The sequence below is a fragment of the Novosphingobium sp. ZN18A2 genome, from assembly GCF_036784765.1.
Lineage (GTDB): Bacteria > Pseudomonadota > Alphaproteobacteria > Sphingomonadales > Sphingomonadaceae > Novosphingobium.
This window is the reverse complement of record NZ_CP136651.1, coordinates 1,309,329-1,334,186: the sequence shown is the minus strand read 5'-3', so window position 1 is coordinate 1,334,186 and position 24,858 is coordinate 1,309,329. Positions and strand designations below refer to the sequence as shown.

Below are 24,858 nucleotides of genomic sequence, written 5' to 3'. Positions count from 1 at the left end.
CGTGTGTTCGCAGGCACGTATGTCTCCCCTCGCGGCGACGGCGGACAGCACCGTCACCCCTCGATTTAGCCGCGACCCACAGCTCTCGTTATGCTTTGGCGCACACCATAGGCGGACGATGCCGCCGCTGCCAACCGTGGCGCGCGCTAAAATCCTTCGAACGCGACAGATTCTTGCAGCGGGGCGCGGGGAACATCGAAGGTATTGATCGGCGCGACCGGGTCGCGATGGCCGATCGCAAGGCCGCAGAAGAAGATGTGATCGTCCGGGATCGTCACGCATTCGCGGATTTGCGGGGTATAGACTGCCCAGGCTTCCTGCGCACAGGAATCCAGACCCTCTTCACGCAGCAACAGCATGACCGTTTGCAGCCACATCCCGATGTCGGACCATTGCGGCGGCCCCATATAGCGCGGGGTGTGGACCAGCATCAGCACCGGCGCATCGAATGCGCGGAAATTGTGCATGAACTGGCCGAGGCGTCCCTTCTTGTCCTCTCTTGCGATGCCCAGCGCGGCGTACATCGCCTCGCCCACGCCGAAACGTCGCGCATCGTATGCGCCTTCAAGCTCCGGCGGATAGATGTGGTATTCCGGCGCGTGCGCCGCCCGGCCCTGCGGGATCACGCCCGCAACCGCATCCAGCAACCTGGCCAGCGGCGCGCCCGTCAATACATTCGCGTTCCAGGGCTGGACGTTGCCGCCCGAAGGCGCGCGCTGCGCCTTTTCCAGAACGCGCTCCAGCACATCGCGCCCCACGGCTTCCCTCAGGAACCGGCGCACAGAGCGGCGGGTGGCAACGGCTTCGGAAACGGTCATGCGCGAAAGGGGCGTGGCTTGCTGTGTCATCGCCGTTTAACTGGCCGGTTAAACCGCTGCCGTCAATCGTCCTCGAACAACCCCGCAAGCTGCTCGATGATCGTGCCGCCCAGTTGCTCCACGTCCATGATCGTCACCGCGCGGCGGTAATAGCGAGTCACATCGTGGCCGATGCCGATGGCGACAAGCTGGACCGGGGATTGCTTCTCGATCCAGTCGATAACGCGGCGCAAGTGCTGTTCCAGGTATCCCGCGTTGTTCACGCTCAGCGTCGAATCGTCCACCGGCGCGCCGTCCGAAATCACCATCAGGATGCGGCGGTCCTCTGGCCGGGCAAGCAAGCGCGTGTGCGCCCACAACAAGGCCTCGCCGTCGATGTTTTCCTTCAGCAACCCTTCGCGCATCATCAGGCCGAGCTTGTTGCGCGCGCGGCGCCACGGCTCGTCCGCCTTCTTGTAAACGATGTGGCGAAGGTCGTTCAGCCGTCCTGGATGCGCGGGCTTTCCGCCAGCCAGCCACGCCTCTCGGCTTTGCCCGCCCTTCCACGCGCGGGTGGTGAAGCCCAGTATCTCTGTCTTCACGCCGCAGCGTTCCAGCGTGCGCGCCAGGATATCGGCGCTGATTGCCGCGATGGAAATGGGCCGTCCGCGCATCGATCCGGAATTGTCGATCAGCAGCGTGACGACGGTATCCTTGAACTCAACATCGCGTTCGATCTTGTAGGACAGCGAATGGCCGGGCGATACCACCACGCGCGCCAGCCGCGCGGCGTCCAGCAGCCCTTCCTCCTGGTCGAAATCCCAGGACCGGTTCTGTTGCGCCATCAGCCGGCGCTGTAGCCGGTTGGCAAGTCGCGTGACGACCGATTGCAGCCCCTTCAACTGCGCGTCGAGGTAAGCGCGCAGGCGCTGCAACTCATCATCGTCGCACAGTTCCTCGGCCCCGACCACTTCGTCGAAACTGTCGGTATAGGCCTTGTATTCGAACGTTTCGGGGAGGTCGATCCACGGCCGGTTGGCGCGGGTGGGAAGCATCCCCTCCTCGCCATCGTCGGTCATCTCGCCTTCTTCGGAATCCTCCGGCTGGTCGATCTCCGTTTCGCCGTCGGATTCGTCCTCGCCCTCTTCCGAATCGCCGGCGACTTCAGATGGCTGTTCGTCCTGCTGCTGGTCCGAATCCTCGCCGTCCTGGCTATCGTCCTCGCCCTCGTCGCTGTCGTCCTCGTCCGTTTCGGGCGGGGTATCCTCTGGCGAGCGGGTCAGTTCCAGATGCTGGAGCATGTCCAGCGCCTTGGCCTGGAAGGCGTGCTGATCGTCCAGCGAAGCGGCAAGATCGTCAAAATCGGCGGACGCGCGATCCTCTATCCATTCGCGCACCATGTCTGTTGCCGCGCGGGCGGAATCGGGCACGGGCTGCCCGGTCAGTCGCTCGCGAAGCAGGAGCGAAAGCGCGGCCTGCAGCGGCACGTCTTCCGCCCGGTCGGCCCTTGCGATGGGATCGGACGCGGTGCGGATCGCCAGCGCGGCATCAAGGTTGCCGCGCATCCCCGCGTAATCGCGCGAGCCGATTGCTTCGTAACGCACCTGCTCGACCGCGTCATAGCAGGCCCGCGCAACCGGCTCCGCCGGGGCGTGGGCGGCGTGCTCCGCCGTATCGTGGTGGAGCAGCTTCAGCGCCATCGAATCGGCGAACCCGCGCGCTTCCGCGATCTGGTCCGGCGACAGGTTGCGGCCGGGCATGGGCACCCGCATCGCCGTGCCGGACTGGCTGGGCGCGTCCGCCGTCCACGCCACCTCCACTTCCGGCTCGTGCGCGATGGCGCGGGCCGCACCGGTCAGGGCGGACTTGAACTGGTCGAGTGGGGATTCGTCACGCATGGGTTGCCTATACCGCGAGGGCCAGTCGCAGTTTCAAGAAAAAACTGAAGTGCGCGCCAGGTATCCCCGCCCGCCCGGGCCTCGACCGACGGGCTTCAGCCGATCGACTGGCCCGTCTTCTTCCAGTCGGCCAGGAAGCCTTCGATCCCCTTGTCGGTCAGCACGTGCTTCACAAGGCCGCGGATCACCGCGGGCGGCATCGTGGCGACATCGGCGCCGATCCGCGCGCTTTCCAGCACGTGGATGCCGTGGCGGATCGAGGCGACAAGGATTTCGGTTTCGAAGGCATAGTTGTCATAGATCAGGCGAATGTCGCGGATCAGGTCCATACCGTCGAAGCCGTTGTCGTCATGCCGTCCGACGAAGGGCGAAACGAATGACGCGCCCGCCTTCGCCGCAAGCAGCGCCTGGTTGGCGGAAAAGCACAGCGTGACATTGACCATCGTGCCGTCGCCGGTCAGCGCCTTGCAGGTCTTCAGCCCGTCGAACGTCATCGGTACCTTGATGCACACGTTATCGGCGATTTTCCGCAGCACTTCGGCTTCACGCATCATCCCTTCGTGATCGAGCGCGACAACCTCGGCGCTGACCGGGCCATCCACCATACCGCAGATTTCCTTCGTCACTTCCTTGAAGTCCTTGCCGGACTTGGCGATCAGCGAAGGGTTGGTGGTCACACCGTCAAGCAGGCCCGTTGCGGCCAGGTCCTTGATTTCGGCGGTATCGGCGGTGTCGACGAAGAATTTCATGGCTTGTCCCTTCCGGCTGGGGAGGTGATTCTTGCGCTCGCCTATAGGCAAGCGCGGCGGCCCTGTCAGGCGCGGCGTGACAGGGTGTGGAGAAAGCGTGCTTGCGATGCGCCTGTCCGCCCCCATAGAGGGAAGCGATGGACCGCGTCCGCTGCCTCGTCTTCAACGCCGCGCTCGGCCCGCTCGATTACCGGGTGCCCGATGGGATGGACGTTCGGCCCGGAAGCGTCGTCGTCTCCCCGCTGGGGCCGCGGCAGATCGTCGGGATCGTCTGGGAGCCAGAACGGTTGCCGGGAACCGATGTTCCCGATTCGAAGCTGCGCCCGCTGGCAGGCGTCCTTCCCGTACCGCCGCTGGGCGCACCGCTGCGGCGGCTGATCGAATGGACGGCGGATTACTACCTTGCCCCTTTCGCCTCTGTCGCGCGCATGGCGCTGTCGAGCAGCGCGGCGCTGCGCGGGGGAAGCACCATCACCGAATACCGGCTGACCGGCGACGTGCCCGTGCGCCTGACCCCGCAGCGCGCGCAGGCGATAGACCTGCTGAACGACCAGCAAGGCACGATCCGCGAGCTTTCGGACATCGCGGGCGTATCGGAAGGGGTGCTGCGCGGCATGGTCAATGCCGGGATCATGGAAGCGGTGGAAGTCGATGCGGACCGCCCCTATCCGGCGCCGCGCCCCGGCTTCGCCGTGCCCGATCTCAGCGAAGGGCAACAGGCCGCGGCGGATCGGTTCGTGGCCGCGGTGCGCGCGCACGACTTTGCGCCCTTCCTGCTCGACGGCGTGACCGGATCGGGTAAGACGGAAACCTATTTCGAGGCGATCGCCGCCGCGTTGGAGGATAACCGGCAAGTGCTGGTGCTCCTGCCCGAAATCGCGCTGACCGAAACGTTCCTGAAACGCTTCGAGGACCGTTTCGGAGTTCCGCCCGTCACCTGGCATTCCTCGCTGAAGGCGAGCGAGCGCCGCCGCGCGTGGCGTGCGGTCGCGCTGGGCGACGCGAAAGTCGTGGTCGGCGCGCGCTCGGCCCTGTTCCTGCCTTTCCCGGCGCTTGGCTGCATCGTCGTGGACGAAGCGCACGAAATCAGCTTCAAGCAGGATGACGGCGTGCGCTATAACGCGCGTGACGTGGCGGTGATGCGCGGCCTGTTCGAAAAGGTGCCGGTCATCCTTGCCAGTGCGACCCCGGCGCTCGAAAGCCTGCAAATGGCCGAAGCGGGCCGCTATGAACGCATCGTGCTGCCCGACCGTTTCGGCGGGGCGCAATTGCCGGACATCCACATCGTCAACCTCACCGAAACGCAGCCGGAGCGCGGCAAGTGGCTTGCCCCTCCGCTGGTGGAAGCCCTGAAGGACCGGTTGGCGAAGGGCGAACAGTCGCTGCTGTTCCTCAACCGGCGCGGTTATGCCCCGCTCACGCTGTGCCGCAATTGCGGATACCGCTTCCAGTGCCCCAATTGCTCTGCCTGGCTGGTCGAGCACCGCCTGTCGAAGCGACTTGCCTGCCATCATTGCGGGCACGAGGTCACCCAGCCCGAAACCTGCCCCGAATGCGGTGAGCCCGATTGCCTCGTCGCCTGCGGTCCGGGGGTGGAGCGGATTGCCGACGAGGTGGCGGAAATCCTGCCCGAAGCGCGCGTCGCGCTGGTCACGTCGGACACGCTGACCAGCCCGGCCAAGGCGGCGGACTTCGTGGAACGCGCCAGCGGAGGCGCGATCGACGTGATCGTGGGCACGCAACTCGTCACCAAGGGCTATCACTTTCCCGAACTCACTCTGGTGGGCGTGGTCGATGCCGACATGGGGCTGGAAGGCGGAGACTTGCGCGCGGCGGAACGTACCTATCAACAGGTCGCGCAAGTTGCCGGACGCGCCGGACGCGGCGAGAAACCGGGCGAAGTGCTGATCCAGACGCGCCATCCCGAGGCGCCGGTGATCGAGGCATTGGCAAGCGGCGAGCGCGATGCGTTCTATGAAGCCGAAGCCGAAGCGCGCCGCCACGCGCACGCCCCGCCCTTCGGGCGCTGGGCTGCGATCATCGTATCGAGCGAGGACGAAGCCGAAGCGCGCGACGCGGCCCGCGCCATCGGCGGAACGGCGCCGCACCTGGCCGACTTCATGGTACTTGGCCCCGCCCCCGCACCGCTTTCGCTGCTGCGCGGCCGCTATCGCTATCGCCTGCTGGTCAACGCGCGCCGGTCGACCGAACTGCAACGCATCTTGCGCGAATGGCTCGATCCGCTGCAGTTTCCCGGCGGCGTTCGCGTGGGTGTCGACGTCGACCCCTATTCGTTCGTGTGATCCCCACAAACACAATCGGGAGAAGTGCCGTGCTCACCGTCCACCATCTTGGAATATCGCAGTCCGAACGCATCGTCTGGCTGTGCGAGGAACTGGGCCTCGATTACGAACTGAAGCGATATGACAGGCGCGTCGACAACCGCCTTGCGCCCGACAAATACAAGGCGCTGCACCCGATGGGCATCGCACCCGTCATCACCGACGGCGACCTGGTGCTGGGCGAAAGCGGGGCGATCTGCGATTACCTGGTGGCGAAGCACGGCAACGGAAAGCTGGTCCCCGGCGTGGACGATCCCGATTTCGCGGACCACCTGTTCTGGTTCCACTGGTCGAACGGCACCTTCATGACGACCTTGATGATGCAACTGGCGGTGACGTTCGCCGGTGGCGATCCCGCTGCCGGTTTCGTGGGCGACCGGGCGCGGATCTGCTGGGACATGATCGAGAAGCGGCTGGGCGAAGTGCCATTTTTCGGCGGGCGCAACCTGACCACGGCTGACATCATGATGGTCTATTGCCTGACGACGGCACGCGCCTTCCGCAATGCCTCGATCGATCCGTTCCCCAATGTGAAGGCCTATCTCGCCCGCATCGGAGAGCGTCCCGCCTATCGCGCCGCGATGGCCAGGGCAGAGCCGGGGATGGAGCCGGTCCTCGACTGAGGGCGGATTCCCCTTAGTCTCCCTCACCGCGCTCGCGCGCCAGAAGTTCGCGCTTGATGTCCAGGCCATAGGCATAGCCGCCAAGGCTGCCGTCGGATCGGATGACGCGGTGGCAGGGAATCAACACGGCAACGTTGTTCGCCCCGTTCGCCGAACCGGCCGCGCGGACAGCACCCGGCTTGCCGACGGCGGCGGCGATCTGGGCATAGCTGCGCGTTTCGCCCGCGGGGATACGCCGCAATTCGCGCCACACGGCTTCCTGAAAGGCCGTGCCCTTCACGTCGAGCGGGATATGCGCGAAATCGCCCGGGCGCTCCACCGCGCAAACGATGTCTGCCAGCAGCCGGGAAAAGTCCTCTCCCCCGTCAACCAGTTCGGCCTTGGGAAACCGGCGTTCCAGCGCAGCGCGCCCTTCATCGAACGACAGGCGGCAAACGCCCTTGTCCGTGGCCGCGACGAGCATTTCGCCAAGGCTGGTGGGCACCACCGCCCAATGAATCGTCACACCCTTGCCGCCGTTCGCCCAGGCCGAAGGTGCCATGCCCAACCGCCCTTCCTGTTCATCGTAGAATCGCGACGGGCCGGAATAGCCCGCATCGTAGATTGCATCGGTCACCCGTCCGCCCCCGCTCAAAACGTCGGCCGCACGCTGGCTGCGCAGGGCGCGGGCATAGGCTGCCGGCGAAAGGCCGGTATGGCGGGCGAATATCCGCTGGAAATGCGACGGGGAATAGCCCGCCTCTTGCGCCAGCGCGGCCAGCGCCAGCGGCTGCCCCGCCGCCTTGATCGCGGCGATGGCGGATAGCACCGCGCGCTCGTCACGGCTGGCATCGTCGGGCGAACAACGCTTGCAGGGCCGCAATCCCGCCGCGCGCGCGGCTGCGCCGTCGGCAAAGAAGCGCACGTTCTCGCGCCGGGGATGCCGCGCCGCGCACGACGGGCGGCAATATATACCGGTGGTCAGCACCCCGGTCACGAATCGCCCGTCAAAGCTGCGGTCACGCGCGAGAACGGCCTGCCAGGCCTCATCGGGATCGATCGTTTCGATCATGGTGTGAACGGTCATGGCATCCTCCGCGTCGATGGCAAGTGGCGGACATCTGGCACACCCTATCATGACGCGCGTCCCGCCGCTTGCGATCAAACCGTCCGCTCGCCTAAGAAGCGCATCGTGACCCGCATCATCGCCGCCCTGTTGCTTGCGCTTTGCGCGCTCACCTCCACCACGGCGCGGGCTGAACCGGCCGATATTACCGCCGCCGCGCGCTCGGTTGTCCGAATCGTCTTGCTGTCGACGGACGGCACGCGCACCTCGCTCGTCGGCCACGGATCGGGCTTCGCGGTAACGCCCACGCTGGTGGTGACGAACGCCCACGTCGTTTCGCGCTTGCGGCAGGACGATACGATGATCGTCGGCATCGTCCCGCCCGAAGGACGCAAGGGATACCTGGCAAAGCTTGTCGCCTACAGCCCGCGCAACGACCTTGCGCTGCTGAAACTGGCCGAGCCGGGCGCGATACCCGCCGCAACGCTGTTTACCGGCGCCGTGGGCGACGGATCGGAAGTGTTCGCGGTGGGCTATCCCGGCAACGTGGACCTTGCGCAGGGGCTTTCGATGGCGGACCTGGTCGATCCGCAGGCGCCGGTAAAGACGCGCGGCTATGTTTCGGCGGGGCGCAGCGCCCGCGGATTCGACACGATCCTGCACACCGCCCCGATCGGTTCGGGCAACTCTGGCGGCCCGCTGCTCGATTCGTGCGGCCGCGTGGTGGGTGTGAACAGCTTCGGCACGATCAGCGACAACGGCACCGATTCCTCGTTCTTCTTTGCCGTTTCGATGCGCGAACTGGCGCCGTTCCTGCGCGACGCGGGGGTGGAAGCGCACCTGACGGGCGTGCAATGCCAGTCGCTTGCCGCCTATCAGGACGAACAGGACCGCCGCGCGCTCGACGCCGAGGCCAAGGCGGCCGCTGCCGATGCGGCGAAGGCCGAAGCGCAACAGCGCGCGTCGGACGACGCGCACCGCAAGGCGGAACTGCAGGTTCTGTCGGAACGCGATAACGGCATGGCGATGGCGGCCCTGCTGCTGGCCGCCGCGCTGGTGACGGCGGGCGGCGCGCTTGTGCTGACCGCGCGCGGATCGGATTACGAGCGCGAAGCGAAGATTGCCGGGGGCGTTGCCGTGGTGCTTCTGGTCGGATCGGTCATCGCATGGCTCACCCGGCCGCCGCTTTCGTCGATAGACGAACGCGCGAAAGACCTGCTTGCTGCGCCGCAGGCTTCGTCGTCCGCGAAGCCCGCAAAAGTGAAGGCCGGTGACGGGACAGGCAAGATGGTCTGCGTGTTCCAGCCGCAGCGCAGCCGCGTGACCGTTTCCGACATCACCGACGTCCCGCTCGAATTCGGGGAAAAGGGATGCGTGAACGGACGCACGCAATACGGCCTCGACGCGGACGGATGGTCGCGCATCCTCGTGCCCAATTCGGAAGAGACGGTTTCGGTGAACAGCTATGACCCGAAATCGCGCACCTACACGGTGGAACGCTATCTCCTCGGGCTGGACGCGATGACCAAGGCCCGCGATGCGCGCGGCAAATACACCCCGCCGGAATGCGGCGCCGACGAGGCCGCCGTGCGCGAACTCGGCGCGGCGCAGGATGCAATCAAGGCGCTGCTTCCCCCACGCCCGCAAGAGCGGCTGGTCTATACCTGCACCCCGGCAGGCGAAGCCGGTTGACGCGAATCGCTGCGCCGTCGGCGTTCAATGCCGGACGTGTCGCTGCCGCGTAAGCGGTCCTAACCACCCAGCACGCGGAACAGTTGCAAGGTCCGCTCCCGCGCCAGGTCGGCGCTCTCTTCATGATAGTCCTTGCGCCGGTCCGAATTGAAGCCGTGTCCCGCTTCGTAAACGAAAACCTGCGCGGTCGGGTGCTGCTTTTCGATCAGTTTTTCGACCGGGGGAAACTCTACCAGCGGATCGTATCGCCCGAAATGCGCGATCGTGGCGCAACGGGGCGCTTCTTCGGCAAAGCGCGTGGCGATGAAGCCACCGTAATAGCACGAAGCGGCGGCAAGCCCGTCGTGAGTCTGCGCCAGCCGCCAGGCGACCGAACCGCCATAGCAATAGCCGACAACGAAAACCGGGCCGCCCTGGGCGGCCAGCCAATCCACGCACCGCGCGGAATCGGAAAGACTCTGCTCGAACGAATGCTCTCCTCGCGCGATTTCTATGGCACGGTCATAACTTGGGCCTGCGTAGTCCGCCGCGAATCCCGGCGCCTCCCGGTCGAACAGGCCGGGGCTGAGCACTTCATATCCATCGGCCGCATATTCGTCGCAAAGGTCACGGATATGTTCGGTAACGCCAAAGATTTCCTGCACCAGCACCAGACCGCCGCGCCGCTCTGCACTGGCAGGCGCGCGATAGACCGGCATATCATAGCCATCGTCCATCGCGATCGTGATCCATTCGCCCATCTCATCCGCTCCTTCCGCCACGCCCGAACTGGCCATTGGGTCGAACCCTTTCGCGCATCTTGCGCACCGGCACAATCGTTGCTAGGCGCGCCCCCATCTGGGGGGTGTCAGCGCGATTTTCGCGCTTGGTTCACCCTGTCAGCCCGAAACGGATAGGGGATTTAAGGCGCGTGGAGATTTCCGGCGGCATAACAGCCAGTCTGGCAGGACGCTACGCAGCGGCGCTGTTCGACCTTGCGAGCGAGAACGGCACCGTCAGCGGAGTCGAGGCAGACCTCGAAAAGCTAGACGCGGCGATCCGCGAATCGGCCGAACTTTCGGCCCTGACCCGCAATCCGCAGGTCGGACGCGATGCGGCGGGCAAGGCGATGGAATCGGTCGCTGGCCTGCTCGGCCTTTCCGATCTCACCACGAAATTCCTCGGCGTCCTTGCCGCCAATCGCCGGCTCGCCTCGCTGCCCGGCATGATCCGCGCCTTCGCCGCGATCGCCGCCGCCCAGCGCGGAGAGGTGAGCGCCGAAGTCATTTCCGCGCACCCGCTCGATTCGAGCCAGGTCGAACAACTTTCCCAGACGCTGAAGGCGCGCGAAGGCCGTGAGGTCAAACTGCGCACCCGCGTCGACCCCGAAATTCTCGGCGGCCTGATCGTGAAGATCGGCAGCCGGCAGATCGACAGCTCGATCCGCACCCGTCTCAACTCTCTCGCCCAGGCCATGAAGGGCTGACGAAAGGCACACCAATGGAAATCCGCGCCGCTGAAATCTCGAAGGTCATCAAGGACCAGATCGCCAGCTTCGGCACCGAGGCACAGGTCTCGGAAGTCGGCACCGTTCTGTCGGTGGGTGACGGCATCGCCCGCATCCACGGCCTCGACAAGGTCCAGGCCGGCGAAATGGTCGAGTTCGCCAATGGCGTGAAGGGCATGGCCCTGAACCTCGAAGCCGATAACGTCGGCGTCGTGATCTTCGGCTCTGACGCCGAGATCAAGGAAGGCGATACCGTCAAGCGCACCGAAACCATCGTGGACGTTCCGGTCGGCAAGGGCCTGCTGGGCCGCGTGGTCGACGCGCTGGGCAACCCGATCGACGGCAAGGGCCCGATCGAGGCGACCGAGCGCAAGCGCGTGGAAGTGAAGGCGCCGGGCATCATCCCGCGCAAGTCGGTGCACGAACCCGTGCAGACCGGCCTCAAGGCGATCGACGCGCTCGTGCCCGTCGGCCGCGGCCAGCGCGAACTGATCATCGGTGACCGCCAGACCGGCAAGACCGCCGTCGCGATCGACACCTTCATCAACCAGAAGGGCGTCAATCAGGGCGACGATGAAGGCAAAAAGCTCTACTGCATCTATGTCGCGGTCGGCCAGAAGCGCTCCACCGTCGCGCAGATCGTGCGTCAGCTGGAAGAAAACGGCGCGATGGAATACTCCATCGTCGTTGCCGCCACCGCTTCGGAGCCTGCTCCGCTGCAGTATCTGGCGCCCTACACCGGCTGCACGATGGGTGAATTCTTCCGCGACAACGCGATGCACGCGGTGATCGTGTACGACGACCTTTCGAAGCAGGCTGTCGCTTATCGCCAGATGTCGCTTCTTCTCCGCCGCCCGCCGGGCCGCGAAGCCTATCCGGGCGACGTGTTCTACCTTCACAGCCGCCTGCTGGAACGCGCGGCGAAGATGAACGACGATAACGGCAACGGTTCGCTTACCGCGCTGCCGATCATCGAAACGCAGGCAGGCGACGTTTCGGCGTACATCCCGACCAACGTGATCTCGATCACCGACGGTCAGATCTTCCTTGAAACGGGCCTGTTCTACCAGGGCATCCGCCCGGCCATCAACGTTGGCCTCTCGGTCAGCCGCGTGGGCGGTTCGGCCCAGACCAAGGCGATGAAGAAGGTCGCCGGCTCGATCAAGCTGGAGCTTGCGCAGTACCGCGAAATGGCGGCCTTCGCCCAGTTCGGTTCCGACCTCGACGCTTCGACGCAGAAGCTGCTCAATCGCGGCGCGCGCCTGACCGAGCTGCTCAAGCAGCCGCAGTTCAGCCCGCTGCCGTTCGAAGAGCAGACCGTGTCGATCTTCGCCGGCACCAACGGCTATCTCGATGGCATCGCGGTGAACCAGGTGACCGAGTACGAAGCGGAAATGCTGGCGTTCATGCGCGAGAACCACGCCGACGTGCTGGCCGCGATCCGTGACAGCAAGGCATTCGGCGACGACGAAAAGGCGAAGACCGTCGCCGCGCTCGACGCTTTCGCCAAGCAGTTCGCCTGAGCCTGAAGAGACTAGCTAGGGAGCCGTCATGGCCTCGCTGAAGGAACTCAAGGGCCGGATCAACTCGGTCAAATCGACCCAGAAGATCACCAAGGCCAAGCAGATGGTCGCGGCGGCGAAGCTGCGCAAGGCGCAGGCCGCGGCCGAAGCCGCGCGCCCTTATGCCGAGCGTCTGACCAAGGTCATGGCCTCGATCGCGTCGAAGATCACGGGCGAAAGCGCGCCCAAACTGCTCGCCGGCACCGGATCGGACAAGCGTCACCTGCTTGTCGTGGTTAACACCGACAAGGGGCTTTGCGGCGGCCTGAACGCCAACATCGTGAAGGCGGCGAAGGCCAAAGCCAAGGCGCTGATCGCGGAAGGCAAGGACGTGCAGTTCTTCCTGGTCGGCCGCAAGGGCCGCGCGCCGATCAAACGCGATTACGACAAGTCGATTGCCGAGTGGTTCGATACCAGCGCGGTGCGCACCCCCGGTTTCGAGGAAGCCGAAGCGATTGCCGCGCAGTTGCTCGAAATGTTCGACAACGGCCGGTTCGACGTGGCGCATCTCGTTGCGCCGGTGTTCAAGTCGGCACTGGCGCAGGACCCGGTCGTGCAGCAGCTTGTCCCCGTCCCTGCACCCGAAGTCGCCGATGAAGGCGGCGCGGTGGTGGAATACGAGCCGGACGAAGAGGAAATCCTCAAGGAACTGCTGCCGCGCTATGTCCGCACGCAGCTTTTCGGCGCGCTGCTGGAACGCGAAGCGTCCGAACACGGCGCGTCGATGACCGCGATGGACAACGCAACGCGCAACGCGGGCGACCTGATCAACAAGCTTACCATCCAGTACAACCGCAGCCGCCAGGCCGCGATTACCACCGAACTCATCGAGATCATTGCCGGCGCGGAAGCGCTTTAAGGCATCGTAGGCAAGGAAACGAAAATGGCCACCGCCCCCGTTCTCAACCAGACCACCCTCGGCAAGATCAGCCAGGTCATCGGCGCCGTCGTCGACGTGACCTTCGAAGGCGAACTGCCGGCCATCCTCACCGCGCTGGAAACCGACAACAACGGCAATCGCCTTGTTCTCGAAGTTGCGCAGCACCTGGGTGAAAACACCGTTCGTACCATCGCAATGGACGGCACCGACGGCCTGACCCGCGGTCAGGACGTGGTGAACACCGGCGCGCAGATCTCGGTGCCGGTCGGCCCCAAGACGCTCGGCCGCATCCTCAACGTCGTGGGCGAGCCCATCGACGAGCGCGGCCCGGTGGGCGCGGACCAGACCGCCCCGATCCACGCAGAAGCACCGCCCTTCGTCGAACAGTCAACCGAAGCGGCGATCCTCGTCACCGGCATCAAGGTCATCGACCTTCTCGCCCCTTATGCAAAGGGCGGCAAGATTGGCCTGTTCGGCGGCGCCGGCGTGGGCAAGACCGTGCTGATCCAGGAACTGATCAACAACATCGCCAAGGGTCACGGCGGCGTGTCCGTGTTCGCGGGCGTGGGTGAACGCACCCGCGAAGGTAACGACCTTTACCACGAATTCCTCGACGCCGGCGTTATCGCTAAGGACGCCGACGGAAACGCCATCTCCGACGGTTCGAAGGTGGCGCTCGTGTTCGGCCAGATGAACGAGCCTCCGGGCGCCCGTGCCCGCGTCGCGCTTTCGGGCCTGACCATGGCGGAATACTTTCGCGACCAGGAAGGCCAGGACGTGCTGTTCTTCGTCGACAACATCTTCCGCTTCACGCAGGCGGGTTCGGAAGTGTCGGCGCTGCTCGGCCGTATTCCTTCGGCCGTGGGCTACCAGCCGACGCTTGCCACCGACATGGGCCAGCTTCAGGAACGCATCACCTCGACCACCAAGGGTTCGATCACCTCGGTCCAGGCCATCTACGTTCCCGCGGACGACCTTACCGACCCGGCGCCGGCGACTTCGTTCGCCCACCTTGACGCCACCACCACGCTGAACCGCGCGATTTCGGAGCTGGGCATCTACCCGGCGGTCGACCCGCTCGATTCCACCAGCCGCGTTCTCGAGCCGCGCGTGGTCGGCCAGGAGCACTATGAAACGGCGCGCAAGGTCCAGGAAACGCTGCAGAAGTACAAGTCGCTGCAGGACATCATCGCCATTCTGGGCATGGACGAGCTGTCTGAAGAGGACAAGCTGACCGTCGCCCGTGCGCGCAAGATCCAGCGCTTCCTGTCCCAGCCGTTCCACGTGGCCGAGGTGTTCACCAACATCCCCGGCAAGTTCGTGCAGCTGGAAGACACGATCCGCTCGTTCAAGGCGGTCGTGGATGGCGAATACGACCACCTGCCCGAAGCGGCCTTCTACATGGTCGGCGGCATCGACGAGGCGGTGGAAAAGGCCAAGAAGCTGGCCGACAACGCCTGATCCGATCCAGCTATCAACCCCTCCCCTTGCGGGAGGGGGGGAGTTAGACAAGAATGCTGCACTTCGAACTCGTCACGCCCGCCAAGCTGGTCCGCTCGGAAGAGGTCTATATGGTCGTCGTCCCCGGAACCGAGGGCGAGGAAGGCGTGCTGGAAGGCCATGCGCCGTTCATGACCACGGTGCGCGACGGCGCGCTGCGCATCTATGCGACCGACGGCGCAGCCCCGGTCGAAATCCAGGTGCGCGGCGGGTTTGCCGAAGTGGGCGCCAACGGCCTGACGGTCCTTGCGGAACACGTCGAGGATTGATTCAACCGGCATATGCATTTCAGGGGCGGTCCTTCGGGACCGCCCTTTTTGCATTTTATTCAGCAATTTGTGGCAACCCGTCCCGAAAAGGACAATTGCCATGATCGCATCCCTTGTCGCCCTGACGCTTGCCGCAAGCAGCCCCGCCATCGCGCACGCCGACGCGGCGAACGAGGCCTACTGGAGCTGCATGTTCGCCACCGCCCGCTCTGCGCGGCAACGGCACGTGGCTGCAGACCGGATATCGGCAGAACTGGATAAGGCCTGCCAAAGCGAGCGGGCGCAGTTGCGCACCGCTTTCGTCGGTGTGCAGCGCGAACGCGGAATGTCGGCCACGGACGCGCAGGAAAGCTGGGCCGATCTCGACGCGCGCGGACGCAACGCGATCGAGCGGACCTTCGTTATTCCCGACGGCTGACCGTCAGCGTCGCCTGCCGCCCGGCTTGTCTGTCCGCACGTGGAAATCGGCCGGCTTGTCGGCAATCCAGTCAAGGAACTTCGCCACAGCCTCGTCGCCGCGAATGGCGGCAAGGTCTTCGCCCATGCGGCCAAGCTGGGCATTGGTGAACTGCGCATGGATCGTCTGGTGGCAGATGGGGTGAATCGCCACCTTGCCGCGCCCTCCCCGGCTCTTGGGCACGGGATGATGCCATTCGACCACTTCGCCCAGAGGCCGCTCGCACAGCCAGCATGGCTCAGCGGGCGCGTCCTGTGCCTCGTCCTCGTCTTCTTCCAGTCCCCAACGGTTCTTGCGCGCCATCAGGCGATTTTCCTTTCCTTGCGCGGGCGCCGGGGTTCACGCGCGACGCCTGCGCGCCACAGGTAAAGCCCCGCCCCGACAATGATCGCCGCGCCAAGCAAGGCAATGGCGTCCGGCGTCTCGGCAAATATCGCCCAGCCCAGCAATGTGGCGACAACAAGCTGGGCATATGTCATCGGCGCGATCGTCGCCGCACCGGCGCGCGTGGTCGCCAGATAGATCAGCCCGTGCGCCACGCTTGCGGTCACACTTACAAGCGCGCAGCGCGCCACAACGCTCCAGTCCGGTGTGCCAACGTGAAGCGCAGGCAGGCCAGAGGCATGCCCGACGAGAACAGCGACCAGCAGAAACGGCATGGCGAACACGGCGAGCGCCACCTGCATCGACAGCGCGCTGGCATGTCCGGCGACCTTGCGGTTTCCAATGACCAAAAGCGCCATCCCGATGGCGGAAAGCAGCGGCAGCAGCGCCGCCCAGCCGATCACCGCGAAGTTGGGCCGCAGCACAATCAGGACGCCAACAAAAGCCACGATGCTGGCAATCCACGTTTCGCGGCGCATCGGCTCCTTGAGCACCAGCGAGGCAAGCAGCGCGGTAATCATCGGCGCGGTAAAGCCGATTGAGATCGCCTCCGCCAGCGGGATCAGGAACAGCGCGCAAAACATGGCGACGGACGACAGGGAAACGCCAAAGCCGCGCAGCAACTGGATATGCGGCTTGGGAAAGATGAAGCCCGCCCGCCCTTCCCGCGCATAGAGCACGGCGGAAAGCCAGGTCGCGCCGAACACATAGCGCAGCATGGCAACAGCCGTACCCGGCCACATCCCGGCCATCGATTTGACCACCGCGTCTCCGATCGCAAGCGTGCCGAAACCCGCCAGCGCGAAGAGCAGGCCGGCGCGATGATCGTTGGTCAAATGGGCACTCCTGGACTCAACCGGACAAGTGAACGTCGGGGACGTGGGAAACCTGCCCTAGGCAACGCAATGCCTGCAAAGCAAGCACCAGCTGAAACTTTCGGCGAACCGTTTTCGCAGCGCGGGCGAGCCGGCCTGGCCCAAAACGATCCTGCTTCCGGGATGGCGGCGGCGCACGCCTTTCTGTTAGCGGAAAATTAACCATGGCAATGCAATACGCTCCCTCTCCTGGAGGGGTGGCCATGACAGCAACTGTTAACGAACCGGAAGAGGCCATGGAATGGCCGCGCTGGCAATGGCTCGAAAGGACCATCCCCGTGCGCATGCTGCTGGCATTAACATTTGTCATGTTGGGTTCATCCAACATTTTGCTTTGGCGCTTTCTCGGAATCGGCGGAATTTCCGCAGTTTTTGCCGGAATCGCTTGTCTTGCCGCAATCGCCTGGGCCGTACTGCGCACACCGTGGAACGGCGATACCGCCGACGCCCCCACAATCGGCACTTGGCTGGTCTGCACGGGGATAATCGCGATATTGCTGGTGATCGCAGGCGAAGGGCGCTTCTTCTATGCGAATGTGGATTGGCAAGTCCGCAGCGCCGTGATGCATGACATGGGCGTCAATCCTTGGCCGTTCGTCTATCTGCACGATGGCGGTAAATTCCTGCTGCGGGCGCCATTGGGGGTGTATCTAATCCCTGCGGCGGCATGGAAACTGATCGGCGCCAGAGGCGCTGACTTGATCCTGCTGGCCCAGAACGCATTCATCATCGGAACCTTGCTGACTGCGGCTTCTGCCATGTTCGACCGCGCCAGCCACCGCTTTCTGGCGCTGGCTGTCTTCGTCGCATTCAGCGGTCTTGATGTTGTCGGTGCGCTGCTCACGCACGGCTTCACATACGATCATCTCGAACTGTGGGCTGGAAGGCTTGAATACAGTTCCACCATAACCCTGCTGTTCTGGGTACCGCAGCACGCAATTGCCGGATGGGTGGGCACGGTATGCTACCTGCTCTGGCTTCGCGGGCTGGCCCCAGCCCGCTTGCTGTTGATCGCAACGCCGCTATCCGCGATCTGGTCTCCCCTGGCGCTCATTGGGCTTATGCCCTTTGCGGCACACGCGGGCATCTCGTTGATTGCCTCGCGTAAATTGTGCGTCGGCGATGTTGCTTTTCCGGCCTTGGCCGTCGCCCTAGTCTATCCCACACTGCGTTATCTGGGCTCCGACCCGGGTGCGGTGGGGTATCATTTATACGACATTGCGCTGATGGTCTGGGCACTGTTCATGCTTATTGAGGTCGTCCCGTTTCTCTATCCCCTGATCGCTGTAGCCATACAGCAACGAAAGTTCGATGCCACTCTGGCAATCGTCGGCATGATCCTGCTGTTCTTGCCGTTTCTCCAGGTCGGTGCAGCAATCGATCTGATGATGCGCGCATCGATCCCCGCATTGGCGATCCTTTCAGTATTGGTAACAGAGCGCATGCTCGCCAACGATGGGGAATATCGCAACTGGTTGATGATCATGCTCATCATCGGCAGCGTTACCGGCGGCATGGAAATTTCACGTGCATTTCGCGAACCCGATTCGCCAGAAACGCACTGCACGATATTCGAAGCTTGGGATGCAGGCACGGTCGCACATCACGGCATTCAAGGACAAGGCATTCCGAAAGGCACGTACCTTGCCGATCTGGACCTCGTGCCCGGCATGGTACGACCCGCTTCACCTCACGATGTCCAGTCGCGGTCGGGCCGTCGATGCTGGGATACACCCTGGCCGCGGCCGGCGGGCATCTGATTGGAAAGTGAAGTTAGCAATTCCTGAAGGTTTGCAAACTATTCACCATGTTTGAACAAACTTGGCTGACCAGGGGGCGCAATTTCTGCGCGGGTCATGACGGGAAGGTCTGATATGAGTGCATTCGGTCGGAAAAACGGTATGGGCGGCGGGGCCAATCGTCCCTCGTTCGGCGTTGCGCGCCCGATGAAAACCAGCGGCGAAGCGGGTGCAGGCAAGTCTGCGCCGTCGTCCGCTCCGGTGCCGACGGGCATGCCCGCCGGCGGCGATCAGTTCCCCCCGCTTCCCGGCAACGAGCAGGCGGCTTCCGGCGCTTCGCAACAGGCGCTGAAATCCGATGCGCTGACCCGGCTTGCCGACCGCGCCAACGGCGTGTCCGCCCCCGCCGCACAGGCCGAGGGGTTCGAGGCCAGCGTCCACAAGATCAAGGAACAGGTGCTTCCGCGCCTGCTGGAACGTGTCGATCCCGAAGCGGCGGCGACGCTGTCCAAGGAAGAACTTTCCGAGGAATTCCGCCCGATCATCATGGAGGTGCTGGCCGAACTGAAGGTCACGCTGAACCGGCGCGAACAGTTCGCGCTGGAAAAGGTGCTGATCGACGAATTGCTCGGCTTCGGGCCGCTGGAAGAGCTGCTCAACGATCCGGACGTGTCCGATATCATGGTGAACGGGCCGGAGCAGACCTATATCGAAAAGAAGGGCCGCCTCCAGCTCGCCCCGATCCGGTTCCGCGACGAAAGCCACCTGTTCCAGATCGCACAGCGAATCGTGAACCAGGTTGGCCGCCGCGTCGACCAGACCACCCCGCTTGCCGACGCCCGCCTGAAGGACGGCAGCCGTGTGAACGTGATCGTGCCGCCGCTGTCTCTGCGCGGCACCGCGATCTCGATTCGTAAGTTTTCCGAAAAGCCGATCACCATCGACATGCTCAAGGACTTCGGTTCGATGAGCGACAAGATGGCCACCGCGCTGAAGATCGCGGGCGCGTGCCGCATGAACATCGTCATATCGGGCGGTACGGGCTCGGGTAAGACCACCATGCTCAACGCCCTGTCGAAGATGATCGATCCGGGCGAACGCGTGCTGACGATCGAGGACGCGGCCGAACTCCGCTTGCAGCAGCCGCACTGGCTGCCGCTGGAAACGCGCCCGCCGAACCTTGAAGGGCAAGGCGCAATCACCATCGGCGATCTTGTGAAGAACGCGCTGCGTATGCGTCCCGACCGGATCATCCTGGGCGAAATTCGCGGCGCGGAATGTTTCGACCTGCTCGCCGCGATGAACACCGGCCACGACGGTTCGATGTGTACGCTTCACGCCAACAGCCCGCGCGAGTGCCTGGGCCGTATGGAAAACATGATCCTGATGGGCGACATCAAGATCCCGAAGGAAGCGATCAGCCGCCAGATCGCCGAATCGGTCGACCTGATCGTGCAGGTGAAGCGCCTTCGCGACGGTTCGCGCCGCACCACCAACATCACCGAAGTGATCGGGATGGAGGGCGAGGTGATCGTCACCCAGGAACTGTTCAAGTTCGAATATCTGGACGAGACCGAGGATGGCAAGATCATCGGCGAATTCCGCGCATCGGGCCTTCGCCCCTATACGCTGGAAAAGGCGCGCCAGTTCGGATTCGACCAGGCGTTCCTCGAAGCCTGCCTCTGATGCCCCCTCTGATTCTGGGCAGCGCGCTCAGGCGGTAAACCAGTCGCGTGCGGCAAGGCCCAGCGTCACGCACGCGACGATGGTCGAGAAGAAGAAGATCGCGGTCCACGGCATGAAACCAACCGCGTCCGGGTTGCTGCGGCGCATCCGGCGACGATCGCCGAACCACGATAGAATAGCCAGCGATCCCGCCACAAGGCCGTAAATTGCCATCGGTTGCCAATCGTCCATGGCAGCCAGATAGGCACGCATCGCCCATGCGCAAGCTTGCCACGCCGGCACACGCGGCTATGCGCTGGCGCGAGATGGAACAGAACCACCGCCCCGTCCTGGCCCTTGGCCTGCGCCTGCTGGCCATGGTGTTCCTCTCGCTGTTGCTGGTGCTGGTGAAACTTGCAGGCAGGCACGGCATCGCGTTGCCAGAGATCATTTTCTGGCGTCAGTTCTTTCCCGGTTTGCTGATCGGCGGCTGGCTGGCCGCACGCAGGCAGCTTTGGCGCCTTGGCACCAGGCGCTTGCCGATCCACGCGCGCCGCGCGGCGATGGGAATTGCGGGAATGGTCCTCAATTTCGGCGCGGTCATGCTGCTTCCGCTCGCTCAGGCGACCGTTCTGGGCTTCACGGCGCCGATATTCGCCGTCGTGCTGGCGGCCACCGTCCTGCGCGAACACGTGGGACCGTTCCGATGGTTCGCGGTGGCGCTGGACTTTGCGGGTGTGCTGGTGGTGGCCGGGCCGGGCGGCGGGGATACGATCCCGCTCGACGGTCTTGCGGTCGGCGTCGGGGCTGCATTCATGGTTGCCCTGATATCCATCCAGTTGCGCGACCTGGGCCGCACCGAAGAACCTTTGCGCATCGTCTTCTGGTTTTCCGCGATCAGCGTGCCCGTGCTGGCGCTGGCCCTTCCCCTCACCGGCGTGCGGCACGATGCTGCGGGGTGGGCCTTGTTGCTGGGCATCGGTATCCTGGGATCGGCGGCGCAGCTATGCCTTACGTCCGCGCTGCGCTTCGGGCCTGTTTCCAGCGTTATCGCCATGGACTACACGGCATTCGGCTGGGCGACGCTGTGGGGCTGGCTGGTTTTCGGCAACCTGCCGCCCGTCGCCACGTTCATCGGCGCGCCGGCCATCGTCGTGGCCGGGCTTGTCATCGTCTGGCGTGAGGGACGCACGCCCCGTGGCGCCCGCGTATCCCCGGCTGCGGAACCAGGCTTGCCCGTGCGGCGTTCTTGACACAATGTAATGCGCCGTTGCGGTTCGGCCCGATACGACCGGGGCCAGACGGCGAAACCCGAAGGGAGAACTCGACGATGATCCGCAAGTTCATACTCGCCTGCGCGATGGGCGGACTGGTGATGGGCCTTTCCGCCTGCGCAACCGTGAAGGGCGCCGGCAAGGACATCCAGTCCGTCGGTCAGGCCGGTGAAGACGCCATCAATGGTAATTAGTTAGTGTTTCGATTCTGACATTTACCGCCGCCTGACCGGCAGGAAAGCAAATGTCAGAATCAATCCACCATGCCGCCAATGGCGGCCGGTCTGGACGATACCGTTAAGCAGGTTGTGATTTGGAATTTGCCGGTACCCCGGCAGGCAGGGCGCGTCGCCACCGGCGGCGCGCCTTCGCCATTCAATCAGACGATGCTTCCTGACCCTGCCGGCGACTTCGCATCGAGCGTGGCCAGCAGTTCGAGCATGAATTGTTCACCACGCTCGGTAAGCATCACGAACCGGCGGCGCCCATCGCGATCATCGGCCGCGCGCGTGATCAATTCTTCGCGTTCAAGGCGTGCAAGCCAGCGCAAGAGCGTTGTCGAAGGCACGTTGGCATCAAGGCATACCGAAGATACCTGAACCTGCGCCCCCTGCTGCGCAGCTATGAAAAGATCCAGAAGAATGTCCCAGGCCGGCTCCCCGAAGAGGTTTCGCAATCCAGAGGCGCAATCGTCTCTTTCGCGGCGACTCTTATAGATCACCCGCGCCTTGTCATGTGCAGCGCGATGCGGAATTGTAATCATATCCAATGCAATAATCCTCCGTCCCTTACCGGAGTTCGTCCGTTTCGACATTTGAACGCATTTGCCCGTGAAATAGTTCCACGTTGATTGACATTATGCGTGCAAAAAAACGACTGGCGACGACCCGCAGAACACTTGGCAGACCCGTTTTTAATCCAACATGACGCTACATATCGCGATTTTCCGCTATCGCCGCTCGTTGAATAGTCCGTTCCGGACGAACCGCGCCGCTCTTGCCGCAGCCTGCCCGATGCGCCATTAGGCGCGGCGAACCAATGAGCCAGGTCAAAGATGGTACGAAAAACCGCCCACGATACCGATGCTCTTGCTGCCTTGGGCAAGGCCGTCCGCGAACGCCTGGACGCCGATCCCAGTTGCTACCGGCTTCCGGTGGACGGGCTGGAAATCTATGGCGTCGCCAATTTCTTTTCGGACGAGGAATGCGATAAACTGATCGCGATTACCGACAAGGTCGCGCGCCCCTCTCCCACCTACAACAACAACGCGGACGGCGGCCGCACCAGCTATTCGGGCGACGTGGACCCTTGGGATCCCCTGATCCAGATCCTGCAACGCCGCATCGACGACCTGCTGGGGATCGAGCCGGGTTACGGTGAAACCATGCAGGTGCAGCGATACCAGAAGGGCCAGCAGTTCCGCGCGCATTTCGATTTCTTCAACACCGGCACCAGCTATTGGCCCACCGAGCAGGAGCGCGGCGGGCAGCGCAGCTGGACGGCAATGGCCTATCTCTCCGATGTGGAGGAAGGCGGATCGACGGACTTTCCGAAAGTCGACCTGAGCGTACCGCCCCAGCGCGGCGCCTTGCTGGTGTGGAACAACATGTCTCCCGACGGATCGCCGAACCCGAAAACGCTGCACGCGGGCACGCCGGTGAAGCGCGGCGTCAAATACGTCGTCACCAAGTGGTACAGGTCACGCTCGTGGCATTGAACATGACGGGGAACATGACGGGGAACATGGCGGGGATCGCGGCGGGCCGCCGCAAGCGCGCGCAATTGCTGCACCGCGGTGCGATCCTTGTCATCGCAGCCGCGGCGCTGGGCAGCAGCGCGCCTACATTCGCGGTAACAAGCGCCGCGACACAAGCCCAGACGCCGGAAAAGGTTGCGGCGACCAGCGAGGACGCAAAGCTCGACAGGCTTTTCGCGGACGACGAACGCGCGGAGCTGGCACTCGATCCGATTGCCATGCTCGGCCGCGGAGAGCAGGTTACAGCAAGGCAGTTCGAAATCCTGTTCACCCCGCGCCGCACGCGAATGCTGCGCGCGTCCAATGCCATCGCGCTTTCGCGGCTGGGCAGGATCGACCGCGACCGGCTCGATGCCCAACACCGCGTGTCCTACGATGTGTTCAGGTACGACAAGGATCTTGAACGCGACGCGCTGAAGCCGGAATACACCGCGCTGACCGATGTTCAGCCGTTCAACCATTTCGGCGGGTTCCAGGTCGAATATCCCAGCATCGCGGCGGGCGACGGTGCCGTACCGCTTGATAGCGTGGCCGATTTTGAGGCGAACCTTGCGCGCGACAGGGTTCTGGGCGTGGTGTTCGGCAACGCCATCGCGCAATTCCGGGGGGGAATGGCAAGCGGCGCGGTGGAACCCAAGCTGACCGTGCGCAACATGATCGGGCAGATTGACGCCCTTCTGGCGCAGCCGGTGGACCAATCCCCGTTCTATTCGCCGGTAAACCAGTTTCCGGAGAGCTTCACGCGGCGGACCCGACACCGCCTGAAGCGCGAATACAGGGCCACGATCGAGCAAAGCGTGTATCCAGCCTACCGCAAGCTGCGCGGGTTCCTGGCTAATGAATACCTGCCCGCCGCGCGTGAAAGCGTGGGCCTTTCGGAAATGAAGGGCGGCGCGAAGCTGTATCGCCTGCTGATCCGCGAGAACACGACGCTGGACATGGACCCCGCGGAAATCCACCGCCTTGGCCTTTCCGAAGTCGCGCGCATCCAGGGCGAGATGGAACAGGTGAAGCGACAGATGGGCTTCAACGGCCCCCTGCCCGCCTTTTTCGACCACCTGCGCACCGATCCCGAATACCATCCCACCACGGCAAAGCAGCTGTCCGACGGGTTCCGCGAAGTCGGCCGCAAGGTGGATGCGCTGGCGCCGCGCTATTTCCTGCACTTGCCCAAGACGCCCCTGCTCATCGAACCCTATCCCGCCTATCGCGCCAAGTACGAAGCGGGTGGCAGTTATAATCAGGGTTCGCCCGACGGATCGCGGCCGGGTATCTTCTTCTTCAACACATATGACCTGAAAAGCCGGTTCCTGACCGGGATCACCACGCTTTACCTGCACGAAGGCGCGCCGGGCCACCACTTCCAGATCAGCCTTGCCCAGGAGGACGAGAGCCTTCCGGACTTCCAGCGGTTCGGCGGCAACACCGCCTATGTGGAAGGGTGGGCGCTCTATGCCGAGACGCTGGGCTATGAGATGGGGTTCTACAAGGACCCGTGGCAGCACTGGGGCACGCTGGATGACGAGATGCTGCGCGCGATGCGGCTCGTGGTCGATACCGGCATTCACACGCAGGGCTGGAGCCGCGACAAGGCGATCGACTACATGCTGGCGAATTCCGGCATGGGCCGCAGCGACGCGACCGCCGAGGTGGAACGCTATATCGCCATTCCGGGGCAAGCGCTCGCCTACAAGATCGGCGCGCTGACGATCCAGCGCCTGCGCGCCAAGGCGGAGCGTGAACTGGGCGACCGGTTCGATATTCGCGCATTCCACGACCAGGTGCTTGGTTCCGGCGCGCTGCCCCTGCCCGTGCTGGAAGCCAAGGTGGACCGCTGGATCAAGGCGACGAAGGACGCGCGCTGA

The 24,858-nt window shown here is 64.1% G+C and carries 24 protein-coding genes; 15 read left to right on the top strand and 9 right to left on the bottom strand.

Annotated features, from left to right (window positions below):
* Positions 1 to 146: 146 nt before the first annotated feature.
* The 3 genes from RXV95_RS06665 to fsa all read right to left on the bottom strand — a co-directional run bounded on the left by RXV95_RS06665 (position 147) and on the right by fsa (position 3,444).
* Positions 147 to 848: a nitroreductase gene (locus RXV95_RS06665; protein ID WP_338468227.1), complete on the bottom strand. Its 702-nt coding sequence runs from the start codon at positions 846 to 848 to the stop codon at positions 147 to 149.
* Positions 849 to 880: 32 nt separating this feature from the next.
* Positions 881 to 2,695: a cobaltochelatase subunit CobT gene (gene cobT, locus RXV95_RS06660; protein ID WP_338468226.1), complete on the bottom strand. Its 1,815-nt coding sequence runs from the start codon at positions 2,693 to 2,695 to the stop codon at positions 881 to 883.
* 95 nt (positions 2,696 to 2,790) lie between these two features.
* Positions 2,791 to 3,444 carry a fructose-6-phosphate aldolase gene (gene fsa, locus RXV95_RS06655; protein ID WP_338468225.1) on the bottom strand — a complete coding sequence of 218 codons (654 nt, stop codon included), beginning with the start codon at positions 3,442 to 3,444 and terminating at the stop codon, positions 2,791 to 2,793.
* A 137-nt stretch (positions 3,445 to 3,581) separates the two neighbouring features.
* Between fsa and RXV95_RS06650 the strand changes: the two genes are divergently transcribed.
* Positions 3,582 to 5,747: a primosomal protein N' gene (locus RXV95_RS06650; protein ID WP_338468224.1), complete on the top strand. Its 2,166-nt coding sequence runs from the start codon at positions 3,582 to 3,584 to the stop codon at positions 5,745 to 5,747.
* Between the two features lie 29 nt (positions 5,748 to 5,776).
* Positions 5,777 to 6,409, top strand: a complete 633-nt coding sequence (locus tag RXV95_RS06645) for a glutathione S-transferase (protein WP_338468223.1) — start codon at positions 5,777 to 5,779, stop codon at positions 6,407 to 6,409.
* Positions 6,410 to 6,422: 13 nt separating this feature from the next.
* Here RXV95_RS06645 and ada read toward each other — a convergent pair whose 3' ends face one another.
* The gene (ada, locus tag RXV95_RS06640) at positions 6,423 to 7,475 is read right to left on the bottom strand and encodes a bifunctional DNA-binding transcriptional regulator/O6-methylguanine-DNA methyltransferase Ada (RefSeq protein WP_338468222.1); all 1,053 of its coding nucleotides are present in this window, start codon (positions 7,473 to 7,475) and stop codon (positions 6,423 to 6,425) included.
* A 105-nt stretch (positions 7,476 to 7,580) separates the two neighbouring features.
* On the opposite strand from ada, the gene RXV95_RS06635 reads away from it, so the two are divergent.
* Entirely contained in the window at positions 7,581 to 9,146 is a 1,566-nt protein-coding gene (locus RXV95_RS06635; protein ID WP_338468221.1) for a serine protease, read from the top strand.
* A gap of 59 nt (positions 9,147 to 9,205) precedes the next feature.
* Here RXV95_RS06635 and RXV95_RS06630 read toward each other — a convergent pair whose 3' ends face one another.
* Positions 9,206 to 9,922 (bottom strand): dienelactone hydrolase family protein, encoded by a 717-nt coding sequence (locus RXV95_RS06630; protein ID WP_338468220.1) that lies wholly within the window; start codon positions 9,920 to 9,922, stop codon positions 9,206 to 9,208.
* Positions 9,923 to 10,056: 134 nt separating this feature from the next.
* On the opposite strand from RXV95_RS06630, the gene RXV95_RS06625 reads away from it, so the two are divergent.
* From RXV95_RS06625 to RXV95_RS06600, 6 genes are all read left to right on the top strand, one after another.
* Positions 10,057 to 10,611 carry a F0F1 ATP synthase subunit delta gene (locus RXV95_RS06625; protein ID WP_338468219.1) on the top strand — a complete coding sequence of 185 codons (555 nt, stop codon included), beginning with the start codon at positions 10,057 to 10,059 and terminating at the stop codon, positions 10,609 to 10,611.
* Between the two features lie 14 nt (positions 10,612 to 10,625).
* Positions 10,626 to 12,155: a F0F1 ATP synthase subunit alpha gene (gene atpA / locus RXV95_RS06620; RefSeq protein WP_338468218.1), complete on the top strand. Its 1,530-nt coding sequence runs from the start codon at positions 10,626 to 10,628 to the stop codon at positions 12,153 to 12,155.
* 28 nt (positions 12,156 to 12,183) lie between these two features.
* Complete coding sequence (locus RXV95_RS06615) at positions 12,184 to 13,053, top strand: F0F1 ATP synthase subunit gamma (RefSeq protein WP_338468217.1); 870 nt, start codon at positions 12,184 to 12,186, stop codon at positions 13,051 to 13,053.
* 24 nt (positions 13,054 to 13,077) lie between these two features.
* Positions 13,078 to 14,535 carry a F0F1 ATP synthase subunit beta gene (atpD, locus tag RXV95_RS06610; protein WP_338468216.1) on the top strand — a complete coding sequence of 486 codons (1,458 nt, stop codon included), beginning with the start codon at positions 13,078 to 13,080 and terminating at the stop codon, positions 14,533 to 14,535.
* A 53-nt stretch (positions 14,536 to 14,588) separates the two neighbouring features.
* Positions 14,589 to 14,843 (top strand): ATP synthase F1 subunit epsilon, encoded by a 255-nt coding sequence (locus RXV95_RS06605; RefSeq protein WP_338468215.1) that lies wholly within the window; start codon positions 14,589 to 14,591, stop codon positions 14,841 to 14,843.
* 100 nt (positions 14,844 to 14,943) lie between these two features.
* Complete coding sequence (locus RXV95_RS06600; RefSeq protein WP_338468214.1) at positions 14,944 to 15,261, top strand: hypothetical protein; 318 nt, start codon at positions 14,944 to 14,946, stop codon at positions 15,259 to 15,261.
* Positions 15,262 to 15,264: 3 nt separating this feature from the next.
* On the opposite strand, the gene RXV95_RS06595 is transcribed toward RXV95_RS06600, so the two are convergent.
* Both RXV95_RS06595 and RXV95_RS06590 read right to left on the bottom strand, forming a co-directional pair.
* Positions 15,265 to 15,603: an HNH endonuclease gene (locus RXV95_RS06595; protein WP_338468213.1), complete on the bottom strand. Its 339-nt coding sequence runs from the start codon at positions 15,601 to 15,603 to the stop codon at positions 15,265 to 15,267.
* On the bottom strand, positions 15,603 to 16,520 hold the full coding sequence (locus RXV95_RS06590; protein WP_338468212.1) for a DMT family transporter: 918 nt from the start codon (positions 16,518 to 16,520) through the stop codon (positions 15,603 to 15,605). The genes RXV95_RS06595 and RXV95_RS06590 overlap by 1 nt, the downstream gene beginning before the upstream one ends.
* A 242-nt stretch (positions 16,521 to 16,762) precedes the next feature.
* Between RXV95_RS06590 and RXV95_RS06585 the strand changes: the two genes are divergently transcribed.
* Together RXV95_RS06585 and RXV95_RS06580 are read left to right on the top strand one after the other, a co-directional pair.
* The gene (locus tag RXV95_RS06585; RefSeq protein WP_338468211.1) at positions 16,763 to 18,319 is read left to right on the top strand and encodes a hypothetical protein; all 1,557 of its coding nucleotides are present in this window, start codon (positions 16,763 to 16,765) and stop codon (positions 18,317 to 18,319) included.
* Between the two features lie 114 nt (positions 18,320 to 18,433).
* On the top strand, positions 18,434 to 19,984 hold the full coding sequence (locus RXV95_RS06580; RefSeq protein WP_338468210.1) for a CpaF family protein: 1,551 nt from the start codon (positions 18,434 to 18,436) through the stop codon (positions 19,982 to 19,984).
* 27 nt (positions 19,985 to 20,011) lie between these two features.
* Here the strand turns inward: RXV95_RS06580 and RXV95_RS06575 are convergent, their stop codons facing one another.
* Positions 20,012 to 20,236, bottom strand: a complete 225-nt coding sequence (locus RXV95_RS06575) for a hypothetical protein (protein WP_338468209.1) — start codon at positions 20,234 to 20,236, stop codon at positions 20,012 to 20,014.
* A gap of 5 nt (positions 20,237 to 20,241) precedes the next feature.
* On the opposite strand from RXV95_RS06575, the gene RXV95_RS06570 reads away from it, so the two are divergent.
* Complete coding sequence (locus tag RXV95_RS06570) at positions 20,242 to 21,216, top strand: DMT family transporter (RefSeq protein ID WP_338468208.1); 975 nt, start codon at positions 20,242 to 20,244, stop codon at positions 21,214 to 21,216.
* A 77-nt stretch (positions 21,217 to 21,293) separates the two neighbouring features.
* Entirely contained in the window at positions 21,294 to 21,431 is a 138-nt protein-coding gene (locus RXV95_RS06565; RefSeq protein ID WP_338468207.1) for an entericidin A/B family lipoprotein, read from the top strand.
* A gap of 185 nt (positions 21,432 to 21,616) precedes the next feature.
* Here the strand turns inward: RXV95_RS06565 and RXV95_RS06560 are convergent, their stop codons facing one another.
* Complete coding sequence (locus RXV95_RS06560) at positions 21,617 to 22,000, bottom strand: winged helix DNA-binding protein (protein WP_338468517.1); 384 nt, start codon at positions 21,998 to 22,000, stop codon at positions 21,617 to 21,619.
* 291 nt (positions 22,001 to 22,291) lie between these two features.
* On the opposite strand from RXV95_RS06560, the gene RXV95_RS06555 reads away from it, so the two are divergent.
* Together RXV95_RS06555 and RXV95_RS06550 are read left to right on the top strand one after the other, a co-directional pair.
* Positions 22,292 to 22,954, top strand: coding sequence for a 2OG-Fe(II) oxygenase (locus RXV95_RS06555; RefSeq protein WP_338468206.1), 663 nt, complete (start codon positions 22,292 to 22,294; stop codon positions 22,952 to 22,954).
* A 2-nt stretch (positions 22,955 to 22,956) separates the two neighbouring features.
* Positions 22,957 to 24,858 carry a DUF885 domain-containing protein gene (locus RXV95_RS06550; RefSeq protein ID WP_338468205.1) on the top strand — a complete coding sequence of 634 codons (1,902 nt, stop codon included), beginning with the start codon at positions 22,957 to 22,959 and terminating at the stop codon, positions 24,856 to 24,858.